The sequence below is a fragment of the Pseudoxanthomonas sp. UC19_8 genome (assembly GCF_042700505.1).
In the GTDB taxonomy this organism is placed as follows: Bacteria; Pseudomonadota; Gammaproteobacteria; order Xanthomonadales; family Xanthomonadaceae; genus Pseudoxanthomonas_A; species Pseudoxanthomonas_A winnipegensis.
This window is the reverse complement of record NZ_CP170559.1, coordinates 4,160,801-4,173,532: the sequence shown is the minus strand read 5'-3', so window position 1 is coordinate 4,173,532 and position 12,732 is coordinate 4,160,801. Positions and strand designations below refer to the sequence as shown.

The window sequence follows — 12,732 nt, the reverse complement described above, 5'->3', positions numbered from 1 at the left end:
GCCTACGTCGCGCCTTGGCGCAGGACGTCGAGAATGCGCGCGCGTGCGACCTCATCCAGCCAGGGGCCGTTGCCGATGGTCAGGCTGCACGCGGCCAATGCGCGCGCCTGCGGCACCTCGGCCTGCGGCACGCAGTCGCGCAGATAGGCGTAATCGGGCAAGGCGTGGATGAACATGCGGCTCACGCCCAGGCCGGCGGTCCACAGCCGCGCGAGCACCGCGTCGCGGCGCGTGCGGTCGGGCAGGCGCAGCCACAGCACCGGCCAGGTGCCGTGTTCGCCGGGGCGGTCGTCGTAGACCTGCACGCCGGGCACGGCTTCGACGGCCTGCTTCCAGGCCAGGGCGCGATCGCGCGCAGCGTGCAGGAAGGCCGGGAGCCGAGCGCTGGCATGCACGCCGACCATGCGCCGCCAGGCGCCGACGCGGTGCAGCGGTATCTCCGGCCCGAACACATCGCCCACCGCCGCTTCCGGATCGCCGCGCTCCAGCGCGCGTCGCAGCGGCAGGCCATAGGCCAGGGCCAGCGCGCGCGGCCGGTAGGCCAGCGCCAGGCCCAGCAGCTCGGCGCTGCGACGCAGCTCCCAGCCTGCGTTCGATGGCACCCGTGCGGCTTCCTCTGCCAGCAGCGCGCGCAGTGCCGGATCGGCGCTGACCAGCAGGCCGCCCTCGTACAGCGACAAGCCCTTGCCCGCGGCCAGGCTGAAGAACCCGATGTCGCCCCGCAGGCCCACACTGCGCCCGTCCACGCGCGCGCCCAGGGCCTCGGGCCGCGTCCTCGATCACCCAGGCGCCGCAGGCGCGCGCCGCGTCCAGCGCGTCGGCGACATCGGCCACGCGACCGGCCAGGTGGGTGGGCAGCACCGCCAGCGTGCGCGGCCCGCACAGGCCGCGCAGCGCAACCGGATCGAGATCGAAGTGTCCTGCGCGCAGCTCGCCCAGGCGCAGCCGCAGCCCGCAGGTCTGCACCGCGATGGCCACCAGCGGGCAGGTGTAGGCCGGCACCACGACCTCGTCGCGCGTCGGCGCCAGGCGCCGCAGCGCGCGCAGGGCCAGCACCAGCGCCGTGGTGCCCGAGCAGGTCAGCAGCGGCGCGGGCAGATCGAACAGCTGCGCCAGCCGCGCTTCCAGCCCGGCATCGCCGGGCAGCAGGTCGGTCCAGCGCAGCGGCAGCCCCGCCGTGGGCGGCAGTTCACGTCGCGGCAGCACCGGCGATCTCGGCGGTCTGGGTTTCGGCACGCGCCAGGCAGGCCACGCCGGCCAGGATCAGCGCCGCCCCCACCAGGTGCAGCAGGGTGATCGGCTCGCCCAGCAGCCAAGCCGAGACCAGCAGCACGCTGACCACTTCCAGATGCGAGGCGGCGAAGGCCGGGCCGATCGGCGCGCGCTCCAGCAGCGTCATCCAGGTGAAGAAGGCGCCGATGTAACCCAGGATCGCGCCATAGATCCACGGCTGGCCGAACAGCCGCTGCAGCCAGGGCAGGCCCCATTCCAGCGGCAGGGCGTGATCGCCGGCGAGCTTGAAGCTCAGCTGCGCCAGCGTGTCGAACGCCATCAGCAGCGGAAAGCCGAACACATACGGCCGTTTCATCCGCCCACTCCCACCACCGCCACGCCCAGTCCGATCAGGCCCATGCCGGCCACGCGCAGCGGCGTCAGCCGCTCGCCGAAGAACAGCCGCCCGGCCAGCATCAGCGCCAGGATGTTGACCGAGCCCAGCAGCACGCCGCGCGACAGCGGCACCAGCGACAGGAACGCCGCCCGGGCCAGGAACTCCACTACATAGCAGGCGATGCCCAGCCACAGCCACGGCCGTGCCAGCCGGTGCCGCCAGCGCGCCAGCGTCTGTGCGGCCTCACCGCCATCGACCGCCGCGGCCTTGAAGGCCAGCTGGCCGGCGGTATCCACCACCACGGTCAGCAGCCACAGCAGGGCCACCGCCAGACTCATGCCAGCGCCTCGTACCGGTACGGCGCATCGACGCTCGCCCGCGGCGCCGCTTCCGGCTGCGCGAGACGCTGGAAGAATTCCACCGTGCGCTCGGTCAGCAGGCGCCGCTGCCGGTCCAGGGTCAGCATGTGATAGCTCTCGTGCATCGGCAGGAACTCGGTCGGCCCGGACACGCCGTCCAGCACCCACTGCGCATTGCGCAGGCTGGCCACGTCGTCCTCGGTGGCATGCGCCACCAGGCAGGGCGCGGTGACCTGGGGCAGATGCCGGCGCACCCGCGCCGCCAGCGCGCGCAGCTCGGCCAGCGAATGCCAGGGGTTGCCCGGCAGCCCGGCCACGCTGCTGTCCGCGCCCTGCATCGCCGCGCTGATCTGCGCGCGCAGGCGCTCGTCGCGCAGGCCGAACGGCGGCTCCTCCATGAACATGCGGTCGCGACCGATACCGGTGGCCTTGAACAGCGGCAGAAGGAAGGACAGGTGACGCGTCCACGGGATGTTCCAGCCGTCGTAGACGAAGGTCGCGCCGTACACGCCGACGCCCGACACCAGCTCGGGGCGCTGGCTGGCCAGCTCCAGCGACAGCAGCGCGCCCATCGACAGGCCGGCCACGAAGATCCGGTCCACCTTCGTCGCCATGGCGTCCGCGGCCTGCTCGACGCTGGCATACCAGTCTCGCCAGCCGGTGGCCATCAGGTCGTCCAGGTCGCCGCAGTGGCCGGCCAGCTGCACGCCGTGCACGGTGAAGCCGGCGCGGTGCAGGCCGGTGCCGACCCGGCGCATCTCGGCCGGCGTGCCGGTCAGGCCATGGATCAGCAGCACGCCGTTGCGGCCACCTTCGAAGAAGAATTCGCTTGAACGGATCACGTGCCACCTCACTGAAGAGGCCGGCAGGGTGTCACGCGAGGTTTTCCGCTGGCTTTCGTCCGCGCCGGGGCGGCGGCGGGGTTTACGCCAGGTTGTGCTTGCCCAGGTCGGCCGCCGTCTCCGGCCGCGCCGCTGCGGGGAAGCGCACCTCCACCCGCAGCCCACCCTGCGCGCCGCGCAGGAACGCCACCTCGGCCTGGTGGTGGCTGGCGATGCCCTGCACGATCGCCAGCCCCAGGCCTGTGCCCTCGCCGCCGGTGCCGGGCACGCGGAAGAAGCGCTCGCCCAGCCGCGCGCGCAGCGCGTCGGGCACGCCCGGGCCATCGTCTTCCACGCTCAGGATCACCCGCGCCTGCTCGGCCGAGAGGCCGACGGTGATGCTGCGACCCTTGCCGGCATAGCGCAGGGCGTTGTCGATCAGGTTGTCGAGCAGTTCCTGCACCCCGCGCGCTTCGCCGACGATCGCAGGCACTGGCGTCTCCGGGGGCTGGTAGCCCAGGTCCAGCCCGGCATCGAGCGCCTCGGGCACGCGCGCGGCCACCGCGCGCGGCACCAGCCGGTCCAGGGCCAGCGGCTCATGCATCTCCTCGCGCGGATGCGGCGCCTGCGCGCGGCTCAGCGCCAGCAGCTGGTTGGAGGCCCGCGCCGCACGCGCGGTCTGCGCCAGGATGTGGGCCAGCGACTGCTGCAGCTGGGCCGGATCCTGCGCCGTCATCGCCCGTTCGGCATGCAGCTGCAGGCCCGCCAGCGGCGTGCGCAGCTGGTGGGCGGCGTCGGTGATGAAGCGTTCCTGCAGGGAGATCGCGCCGCGCACGCGCACGAACAGGGCGTCCAGCGCGCGGGTCAGCGGCAGGATCTCGCGCGGCACGTCGGGCTCGGTCACCGGCGCCAGGGCCTGCTCGCGTTCGGCCAGACGCCGGGTCAGCGGCGCCAGCAGGCCAAGCCCGCGATCCACGCCGACCCAGACCAGCACCAGCACCACGGCGATCAGGCCGGCCTGCAGCGGCAGTGTCATCAGCAGCACGTCGCGGGCGCTGCGGTGGCGCTCGCGCAGGGTCTCGGCGACCGTCACCCCCAGCGTGTCGCCGGCCTCGTACGGCGAGGCCAGGCCGACGGTCGCCATGCGCAGATGATGCTCGTCGTGGAAGCCCTTGTAGAGCACCGGCTTGGTCCCCGGCACCGGCATCCGCGTGTTGCCCAGGCCGCTGTCGCCGTAGAGCAGGCCGTGGCGCCGGCTGATCACGGCGAAGTAGTTGGGCCCGTTCGGGTCGTAGCGCAGCAGGAACTGCGCCTGCTGGGACAGTGCGTGCGACTGCGGCTCGCGCCGCAGCAGCTCGGCCAGGGTGACCGCGTCGTCGGCCAGGCTGCTGTCGTGCGCGCGGTTGGCGTAATGCAGCGCCACGCGATAGGTCAGCCCGGCATCGAGCGCCAGCAGCACCAGCATGGGCACCGCCAGCCACAGCACCAGCCGCCGGCGCAGGCTGGGGTGCGGGCTAGGGCCGGCCATCGGTCCCCCTGCAGGCCCTAGGCGTCATCGCCTGTGTCCTGTTGCTCCTGCAGCAGGTAGCCCAGACCGCGGATGGTGCGCACGCCCACGCCGCTGCCCTGCAGCTTGCGGCGCAGGCGATACATGGCGATGTCCAGGCCGTTGTCGCTGATGTCCGCATCCCAGCCGCACAGCACTTCGACCAGCTGAGCGCGGCTGGCGACCCGGCCGGTACGCGTGGCCAGTGCGCCGAGCAGGCCGAATTCGCGGGCGGTCAGCTCCAGCGGGTCGTCGCCGATCCAGGCGCGGTGGCCGGCCAGGTCCAGGCGCAGCTGGCCCAGGCGCAGTACGGGCGCGCCCTGGCTGACCATGCGCCGCAGCAGCGAACGCACCCGTGCTTCGAACTCCTTCAGGGCGAAGGGTTTGACCAGATAGTCGTCGGCGCCCAGGTCCAGCACCTGCACGCGATCCTCCAGCCCTTCGCGTGCGGTGATCACCAGCACCGCGGTGGTCGCCGCGCGGGCACGCATGCGCTGCAGCACCTGCACGCCATCCATGGGCCCCAGCAGGCCCAGGTCCAGCACCAGCAGCTGGTACTCGGTGTCGCGCAGCGCCAGATCGGCGCGGGAACCATCGGCCAAATGATCCACCGCATGCCCCTGCTGGCGCATGGCCGAGACCACGGCCTCGGCGATGGCCGCATCGTCCTCGACGATCAGGACGCGCATGACGGACGGGACAGCAGAAGAGAAGGGAACGGCGACATGCGCACCACACCACGAAGCGGCTCAACCGGAAGGCGCGAAGTGTCGCCGAAAACCTGTCGCGCCGGTCAGGTCTTTGGGGTTGCGGGCAGGAAGGCGTTTCGACTCCGTAAGGGCAGCGCGTCAGGTCACAGGGCTTTGGCTTGAGCCCCCTCCCTTGCGCGCAGCGCAGGGGAGGGATGGGGAGGGGTCGGGGCTTTACCGGGCAAGCCGCCGAAGCAAGAGCACCCCACCCCCTCAGTCGCTAGTTCGCGACTTCGAGCTCCCCTTCGCCTGCGGCGAAAGGGAGGGGGCAAAGCGCTTGATGGATGCCTTCGTGCCGTAAGAAGTCCTGATCCATTCGCCGCAGAGCGTCGGCCCGGGCAGGCGAGCGGCGAGCGCGCCAGGGATGGTCCGCGGCGGCGAGTCCGCCGTCGAGGGCTGACCGAGCCGAGGAGTCGCGCGCGACCGGGTCGAGGCGGGTTGGCGAAGCAGGCTTTTCGGGCAGGCGCGCGTGGCGACGGCGGGTTGGTGCGACCGCACGCCGACGACCGGGCATAAAAAAGCCCCGCGGAGCAGGGGGGCTCGGCGGGGCCAGGGTACGGGAGCCTGGGGAGGGGCTCTTCGTACCAGAGATCGGCCCCAGGGGATGGGGGGCGATCCGCGACAGACCTTGCATCTGTCGAGGGCTATGAAAGCACTCCCAACATGGATAGATCGTGAAGGATCCAGTTAAAAACCCGTTGAATTTAGGGGATATTCAGATCATAAACTGGTCAGTTCTGAAATTAATTTCTCGTTATCTCGAAAATCACGATGTAACTGGCTGTTTCGCAAGCATTGCGTAGGCCGCAACGCGGTGCTGGCGGCCTGGATTACGGGTTTTATTGCGCCGTCTGACACAAAGACGCTATACGCGCCAACGTCCACTTCGCAACACACCCGCACAGCCAATCAGTGCGCCTCGTCCCAGTTGTCGCCGACGCCACAATCGACTTCCAGCGGGACGGCCAGGGTCGCCGCGCCCGCCATCAGGCTGCGCGCCTGCGCGGCGAGGGTCTCGACGAAGTCGGCCTCGGCCTCGAACACCAGTTCGTCGTGCACCTGCAGGATCATCATGGCGCGCTCGCGATGGTCGGCGAGCCACGCGTCCACCCTGACCATCGCACGCTTGATGATGTCCGCCGCGGTGCCCTGCATCGGCGCATTGATCGCCGCGCGCTCGGCGCCGGCGCGCTGGCCCTGGCTGCCGGCGTTGATGTAGTCCAGATACAGGCGGCGGCCGAACACGGTCTCGACATAGCCCTGCTCGCGCGCCTGCTGGCGGGTGGCCTCCATGTAGTCGCGCACGCCCGGATAGCGGCTGAAGTACAGGGCGATGTAGTCCTGCGCCTCGCCGCGGCCGATGCCCAGCTGGCGCGCCAGGCCGAAGGCGCTCATGCCGTACATCAGGCCGAAGTTGATCGCCTTGGCGGCGCGGCGCTCGTTGGGCGTGACCTGGTCGATGCTGCGGCCGAAGACCTCGGCCGCGGTGGCCCGGTGCACGTCGGCGCCGGATTCGAACGCGCCGACCAGGCCGGGATCGCCGGACAGGTGGGCCATGATCCGCAGCTCGATCTGCGAGTAGTCGCAGGCCACCAGCTTGCGTCCGGGCGGGGCGACGAAGGCGCGGCGGATGCGGCGGCCGTCCTCGGTGCGGATCGGGATGTTCTGCAGGTTCGGATCGGACGAGGACAGGCGCCCGGTCGCCGCGCCGGCCTGGTGGTAGCTGGTGTGCACGCGGCCGGTCTGCGGATGGATCATCTCCGGCAGCTTGTCGGTATAGGTGCTACGCAGCTTGGCCAGGCCGCGGTACTCCAGGATCACGCGCGGCAGCTCGTGCGCCTCGGCGATGGCCTCCAGCGCTTCTTCGTTGGTCGAGGGCTGGCCCTTGGGCGTCTTGACCACCGCCGGCAGGCCCAACTCGTCGAACAGCAGCGCCTGCAGCTGCTTGGGCGAATCCAGGTTGAAGCTGCGCCCGGCCAGTTCGGTCGCCTTCTGCTGGGCGGCGAGCATGCGCTTGGACAGGTCGGCGCTCTGGCGGCGCAGCTCGTCGGCATCCACGCGCACGCCGTTGGCCTCGATCCGCGCCAGCACCGGCACCAGCGGGATCTCGATGTGGCGATAGACCGAATCCAGCGCCGGCTCGGCGGCCAGCTTGGGCGACAGCACCTGGTGCAGGCGCAGGGTGATGTCGGCGTCCTCGGCCGCGTAGCGGGTGGCGTCCTCCAGGGACACCTGCGAGAACGGGATCTGCTTGGCGCCCTTGCCGCACACATCCTCGTACTTGACCGTGTCGTAGCCCAGGTAGCGCTTGGCCAGGCTGTCCATGTCGTGGCGGGCGCTGCCGGAGTTGAGCACGAAGCTCTCCAGCAGGGTGTCCTGGGTGTAGCCCTCCACTTCCACGCCGTGGCGGCGCATGACATGCAGATCGTACTTGCCGTGCTGGCCGATCTTCTCCACGTCCGCGTCGGTCAGCAGCGGGCGCAGCGCCTCCAGCGCATCCTGGCGCGGCAGCTGCACCGGCGCACCCGGATAGTCGTGGCCCAGTGGCAGGTAGGCGGCCTTGCCCACTTCGGCGGCGAAGCTCAGGCCGATCAGGTTGGCCTGCATCGGGTCCAGGCTGTCGGTCTCGGTGTCGAAGGCGAAGCGGCCGGCGATCTTGAGGGTGTCGATCCAGGCATCGAGCTGCTCGGTGGTCAGCAGCGTCTCGTATTCGCCAGCGGCCGACAGCGTCGGATCGAGATCGGGCGCGGCAGCCGGCGCAGGCGCGGCGCTGAAACCCGTGCCGCGCGCCTTCCCAGGTTCTTTTTCCGCGATCGGCACCGACACGCTGCCGCCGTCCAGGTCCTTCAGCGCCTGGTTGAAGCCATAGCGCGCGTAGAGCTCGCGCAGTTCGTCCACGTGCTGCTCGCGCAGCGCCAGGTCCTGGGCGGCCACTTCCAGCGGCACGTCGGTGCGGATGGTCACCAGCGCGCGGTTGAGCGGCAGGCGCTCCAGCGCCGCGCGCAGGTTGTCGCCGATCTTGCCCTTGATGCTGCCGGCGTTGGCGATGACGTTGTCCAGGGTGCCGTACTCGGCCAGCCACTTGGCCGCGGTCTTGGGGCCGCACTTCTCCACGCCGGGCACGTTGTCCACCGTATCGCCCATCAGCGAGAGCAGGTCGACGATCTGGTCGGCGCGCACGCCGAACTTGTCCATCACCGCCGCGTCCGAATCCATCCGGCTGCCGCTCATGGTGTTGACCAGCTCCACGCCCGGGCGCACCAGCTGGGCGAAGTCCTTGTCGCCGGTGGAGATGGTCACCTGCAGGCCGTCGCGGCAGCCCTGCACGGCCAGGGTGCCGATCACGTCATCGGCCTCCACCCCTTCCACGCGCAGGATGTCGATGCCCAGCGCGTGGACGATCTTCATCATCGGCTCGACCTGCGCCCGCAGGTCATCGGGCATGGCCGCGCGGTTGGCCTTGTACTCGGGGTACAAGTCGTCGCGGAAGGTCTTGCCGGGCGCATCGACCACGAAGGCGACGTACTCGGGCCGCTCCTTCAGCGTGGCGCGCAGCATGTTGACCACGCCGAACAGCGCGCCGGTCGGTTCGCCGGCCGCGTTGCTCAGCGGCGGCAGCGCGTGGAAGGCGCGGTAGAGGTAGCTGGAGCCGTCGATCAGTACGAGTCTTGTCATGCGCAGATTCTACGCCGCGCCCCCGCGTCACCGGCCGTCACCCGGCAGCACGCGCGCAGGCGGATAATCGGCGCGGTTCCCACCTGCGAGATGCCGCCATGAAGCGCCTGATGCCCGTCCTGACCTGCCTGCTGCTGAGCGGCGGGATCCTGCTCACCGGCTGCGCCAGCGGCGGCGGCGCGCGCCACGGCGGCCAGGACCTGACCGAGATGGACCTGCCCGACGCCGATGTGGCCGTGCGCACCGAGGACAACGGCGACGTCATCCAGGAGTACCGCGTCGCCGGCGCCCTGCGCATGGTCAAGATCACCCCGAGCCGCGGCCCGGCCTACTACCTCTACGACGACAACGGCGACGGCAGACTGGACCGCTCCAGCGATCCCAACCGCGGCGACATCTCGCCGGTGTACTGGAAGCTCTACGGCTGGTGAGGTGGCGGCGTGGGGCCGCTAGGTGCGGCTGGCACCGAGCACCCTCTCCCATATCGTCGTTCCCGCGAAAGCGGGAACCCATGGACGTTCGGCTTCTCGCTTGAAAGGCACGGGGTCCCCGCATGCGCGGGAACGACGGACTGTCGGCCGTCCTAGCGCGTCTCCGCAGCCTCTTCGACCGAGGCCGCCTTGCGCCTGGCACCACGCTCCATCCACGCCCTGCGCAACCCGCGCGTGACCGGACGTTCCAGCCAGCGATAGCTGGCCAACCCGACCAGCGCGCTCACCCCCAGCGCGGTGAGCAGATAGCCGGTCAGCTGCAGCAGCCCATGCAGCGGAATGCGCGCCCACAGCGCCTGCACCAGCAGCAGCGCCAGCACGGTATGGGTGAGGTAGATCGAGTAGCTGGCATCGCCCAGCCGCTCCAGCAGCGGGTGGCGCGGTGCGCGCGTGCCCAGCCCGATCGCACCGGCCACGACCGCCACGCCGCACACGATCCGGCCCACCAGCGCCAGCCCCTCCTCCGACAGCGCGGGCAACAGCAGCAGCCCCGCCAGCCCGGCCGGCAGCAGCCAGCCCGGCAGACGATCGGCATGGCCGCGACGATAGAGCACGCCCAGCCAGAGGCCGCACAGGAATTCGAGCAGCAGCGGGCTGGTGTAGGTGCGCGCCAGCGGGCTTTCGGGCTCGCCCAGCGCGCCCGCCGCGACCAGCACCAGGATCAGCGCGGTCGGCACCGCCACCACGCGCCTGAGCACGATGCCGACGCAGAACAGCGCGTAGAAGAACATCTCGAAGTTCAGCGTCCAGCCCACGGCCAGCAGCGGATACAGCTCGCCGTGCTTGTCCGGGCTCGGGTGCGGAATGAACAGCAGCGACTGCAGCAGGTGCGACAGTTCGGTTGCATCCAGGCGCGCCTGGTGGCGCAGCAGTTCGATCGCCAGCAGCGCCAGGGTCGCGATCCAGTACAGCGGCACCACCCGGATCACCCGCTTGCCGATGAACTCGCGCCAGCGTTCGTCGCGCGCGGCCACGTACATGATCAGGCCGCTGATCACGAAGAAGACGTCCACGCCCGAGGCGAACGCCTCGTAGTGCGCCAGCGGGTTCCACAGCCAGGGAATCGGGTTGCGCGCATGGTGCAGGACGACCATCAGCGCGGCCACGGCCCGCAGCGACTGGATGGCGGCCAGGCGGTCCTTGTCCGATCCCATGCGGCTTCATTCGGGCGGCGCCCGCGTGGGGCAGGAGCACCGGATCCTGACACGATGGTCATGAAGCAAGGCCGTGTGCGATCGCGGATCGTGACAGGGGCCGCAGTTGAGCTGGCTCAGGGTGATCGGGGAATTGGCCCGTTGGCGAGGGGCGATGCAAAAGCAAAGGCGACCCCACCCCAACCCTCCCCTTCGCCTTCGGCGAAAGGGAGGGGCAGATCTTGAAGGCTCATGCGCTCGGCGTGATCGCGGTTTGGCTTGAGGCGATGCGCCCCATGCCGCTAGCTGGATGCCACCGGAGCACCCCTCCCCTTTGCGTGCAGCGCAAGGGGGAGGCTGGGAGGGGGTTTGCTTTTGCTTTTGCACTTGCTCGCTGTTGGCGAGGGGCGAAAGCAACATCAACGGCAGCAGCCCCTCCCCCTCAGTCGCTGGCTCGCGACTTCGAGCTCCCCTTCGCCTTCGGCGAAAGGGAGGGGGCAAGACCGTGGCCAGCTGACTGTCCTGTCAGGCGTCTTGCCCGCGTTGTCTGGGGGGAAGGACGCCTCCGGCGCCCGGATTCGACCGTCTGATCGACAGGATGTGCGTTCATGTTCGTTGATGCCAAGGCGCTGCCCCGCGGCGCAACTGTTCGCTCCCACGTCTGCATCGTCGGTGCCGGCCCCGCCGGCATCGCCGTGGCCACCGCGCTGCGCCACTGCGGCCTCAAGGTCACCCTGCTGGAAAGCGGCGGCCTGGACGAAGACCACGCCGCCCGCGGCCAGCCGGCCAGCACCTCGGTGTTCGACGGCCACCAGGGCATCTGGACCACGCGCCGGTTTGGCGGCAACGCCAACCGCTGGCTGGTCGACGCGGGCACAGGTGCCAACCACCTGCGCCTGACCACGCTCAGCGCGGTCGATTTCGAGGCGCGGCCGTGGCTGCCCGACAGCGCCTGGCCGCTGTCCATCGCCGAGCTGGCGCCGTTCTATGCGCGCGCCCAGCAATGGTTCGAGCTGCCGCCGTGGCACTACGGCCCGGGCTACTGGGAAGGCGCCGATGCGCCGCGCCTGCCGCTGCAGGGCAGTGGCCTGCGCACCAGCATGTTCCACTTCGCCGACAAGGAGGTGGTGCTGAGCGGCCAGCGCGAGCTGATCGGCGCCTCGCGCGACATCACCTGCTACTACAACGCGACCGCCGCGCGCCTGCAGCTGGATGTGTCGAGCGGGCGCGTGCGCGCGGTGCACGCCCTGGCGCAGCCCGGTCATGCGCTGGTGTTCGAGGCCGACACCATCGTGCTGGCGCAGGGCGGCCTGGCCACGCCGCAGCTGCTGCTGGCCTCCGACGATGTGCTCGCCGACGGCATCGGCAACCAGCACGGGCTGGTCGGGCGTTACTTCATGGACCATCCGCTGGTCTTCGGCGGCACCTTCACCCCGAGCTCGCGCAAGCTGATCGACCGCATGGCGCTGTACGACCTGCGCCGCGTCGATGGCACCTCGGCCATGGGCCATCTGCAGCTGACCGATGCCACCCTGCGCGGCGAGCCCAGCGTCAACCTCAGCACGATCCTGTTCCCCCGGCGCAGCATGTCGCGCCGGCGCGAGATCGGCTTCCGCGCCTCGCAGCGCGTGCGCGAGGCGCTGCGCCGCAAGCAGCTGCCGCGCAAGCGCGACCTGGTGGCCGCGGCGTTGGGCGTCGACGGCGTGCTGCAGCAGTACAACGACCGCCTGCGCCGCCCGATCTCGCACCTGGGCGTGGGCGGCTGGTCGCGCCAGGGCGAGCCGAGCCACCGTCTGGACCACTTCGAGGTGCTGCACCAGGTCGAGCAGCCGCCGCGCTACGACAACCGCGTGCGCCTGGGCCAGGAGCGCGACGATCTGGGCAACCGCCTGATCGAGATCCAGTGGCGCTGGCACGATCAGGACATCGCCCTGGTCCACCGCAGCCAGGACATCGTGGCGCGCGAGCTGGCGCGCAGCGGCCTGGGCACCTTCCACATCCGCCGGCCGATGGAGATCAAGACCACCTCCACCACGCATTTCCTGGGCACCACGCGCATGCACGACGACCCGCGCAGCGGCGTGGTCGATCGCGAGGGCCGCGTGCACGGCGTGGAGAATCTATACGTCACCGGTTCGTCGGTGTTCCCCAGCGGCGGCTACGCCAACCCGACCCTGACCATCGTCGCGCTATCGCTGCGCCTGGCCGAACGGATCCGCAACGAGGCCGGCGTTGCCGCGCCGCTGATCGATCTTCCCAGCGGGACGCGGCGCGCGCCGATTGGCTAGCGGGCATGGCGGGCGCTGAGCCGAGTGCGGGCCCGCCATGAAGCAGTCGATCACGCGTTGC

9 protein-coding genes and 1 pseudogene are annotated in these 12,732 nt (G+C 70.5%); 2 read left to right on the top strand and 8 right to left on the bottom strand.

The window, feature by feature from the left end; all coding sequences use genetic code 11:
• Window positions 1-2: 2 nt before the first annotated feature.
• From ACFJIT_RS18355 to polA, 7 genes and pseudogenes are all read right to left on the bottom strand, one after another.
• A pseudogene (locus ACFJIT_RS18355) lies at window positions 3-1,206 on the bottom strand (DegT/DnrJ/EryC1/StrS family aminotransferase).
• Window positions 1,190-1,588 (bottom strand): DMT family transporter, encoded by a 399-nt coding sequence (locus tag ACFJIT_RS18350; RefSeq protein WP_379654525.1) that lies wholly within the window; start codon window positions 1,586-1,588, stop codon window positions 1,190-1,192. Before ACFJIT_RS18350 ends, ACFJIT_RS18355 begins: the two are co-directional and overlap by 17 nt.
• Window positions 1,585-1,947, bottom strand: coding sequence for a hypothetical protein (locus ACFJIT_RS18345; RefSeq protein ID WP_379654524.1), 363 nt, complete (start codon window positions 1,945-1,947; stop codon window positions 1,585-1,587). The genes ACFJIT_RS18350 and ACFJIT_RS18345 overlap by 4 nt, the downstream gene beginning before the upstream one ends.
• Complete coding sequence (locus ACFJIT_RS18340) at window positions 1,944-2,810, bottom strand: carboxylesterase (RefSeq protein ID WP_130561742.1); 867 nt, start codon at window positions 2,808-2,810, stop codon at window positions 1,944-1,946. The genes ACFJIT_RS18345 and ACFJIT_RS18340 overlap by 4 nt, the downstream gene beginning before the upstream one ends.
• Window positions 2,811-2,892: 82 nt before the next feature.
• Window positions 2,893-4,317 carry a sensor histidine kinase gene (locus ACFJIT_RS18335; protein ID WP_130561741.1) on the bottom strand — a complete coding sequence of 475 codons (1,425 nt, stop codon included), beginning with the start codon at window positions 4,315-4,317 and terminating at the stop codon, window positions 2,893-2,895.
• 17 nt (window positions 4,318-4,334) lie between these two features.
• Complete coding sequence (locus tag ACFJIT_RS18330; protein ID WP_379654523.1) at window positions 4,335-5,024, bottom strand: response regulator; 690 nt, start codon at window positions 5,022-5,024, stop codon at window positions 4,335-4,337.
• A 969-nt stretch (window positions 5,025-5,993) separates the two neighbouring features.
• Window positions 5,994-8,759 (bottom strand): DNA polymerase I, encoded by a 2,766-nt coding sequence (gene polA / locus ACFJIT_RS18325; protein ID WP_379654522.1) that lies wholly within the window; start codon window positions 8,757-8,759, stop codon window positions 5,994-5,996.
• Between the two features lie 119 nt (window positions 8,760-8,878).
• Here polA and ACFJIT_RS18320 point away from each other — a divergent pair, with 119 nt between their 5' ends.
• Complete coding sequence (locus ACFJIT_RS18320; protein WP_130561758.1) at window positions 8,879-9,190, top strand: DUF2782 domain-containing protein; 312 nt, start codon at window positions 8,879-8,881, stop codon at window positions 9,188-9,190.
• A 152-nt stretch (window positions 9,191-9,342) separates the two neighbouring features.
• Here ACFJIT_RS18320 and ACFJIT_RS18315 read toward each other — a convergent pair whose 3' ends face one another.
• Window positions 9,343-10,404, bottom strand: coding sequence for an acyltransferase family protein (locus ACFJIT_RS18315; protein WP_379654521.1), 1,062 nt, complete (start codon window positions 10,402-10,404; stop codon window positions 9,343-9,345).
• Between the two features lie 587 nt (window positions 10,405-10,991).
• On the opposite strand from ACFJIT_RS18315, the gene ACFJIT_RS18310 reads away from it, so the two are divergent.
• Window positions 10,992-12,671, top strand: coding sequence for a GMC oxidoreductase (locus ACFJIT_RS18310; RefSeq protein WP_379654520.1), 1,680 nt, complete (start codon window positions 10,992-10,994; stop codon window positions 12,669-12,671).
• Window positions 12,672-12,732 lie beyond the last annotated feature (61 nt).

Excerpts from the sequence above, each read along its gene's own strand:
- ACFJIT_RS18330 (WP_379654523.1), bottom strand. The coding sequence starts at position 5,024 with ATGCGCGTCCTGATCGTCGAGGACGATGCGGCCATCGCCGAGGCCGTG.
- ACFJIT_RS18315 (WP_379654521.1), bottom strand. The coding sequence starts at position 10,404 with ATGGGATCGGACAAGGACCGCCTGGCCGCCATCCAGTCGCTGCGGGCC.
- ACFJIT_RS18345 (WP_379654524.1), bottom strand. The coding sequence starts at position 1,947 with ATGAGTCTGGCGGTGGCCCTGCTGTGGCTGCTGACCGTGGTGGTGGAT.
- polA (WP_379654522.1), bottom strand. The coding sequence starts at position 8,759 with ATGACAAGACTCGTACTGATCGACGGCTCCAGCTACCTCTACCGCGCC.
- ACFJIT_RS18335 (WP_130561741.1), bottom strand. The coding sequence starts at position 4,317 with ATGGCCGGCCCTAGCCCGCACCCCAGCCTGCGCCGGCGGCTGGTGCTG.
- ACFJIT_RS18350 (WP_379654525.1), bottom strand. The coding sequence starts at position 1,588 with ATGAAACGGCCGTATGTGTTCGGCTTTCCGCTGCTGATGGCGTTCGAC.
- ACFJIT_RS18310 (WP_379654520.1), top strand. The coding sequence starts at position 10,992 with ATGTTCGTTGATGCCAAGGCGCTGCCCCGCGGCGCAACTGTTCGCTCC.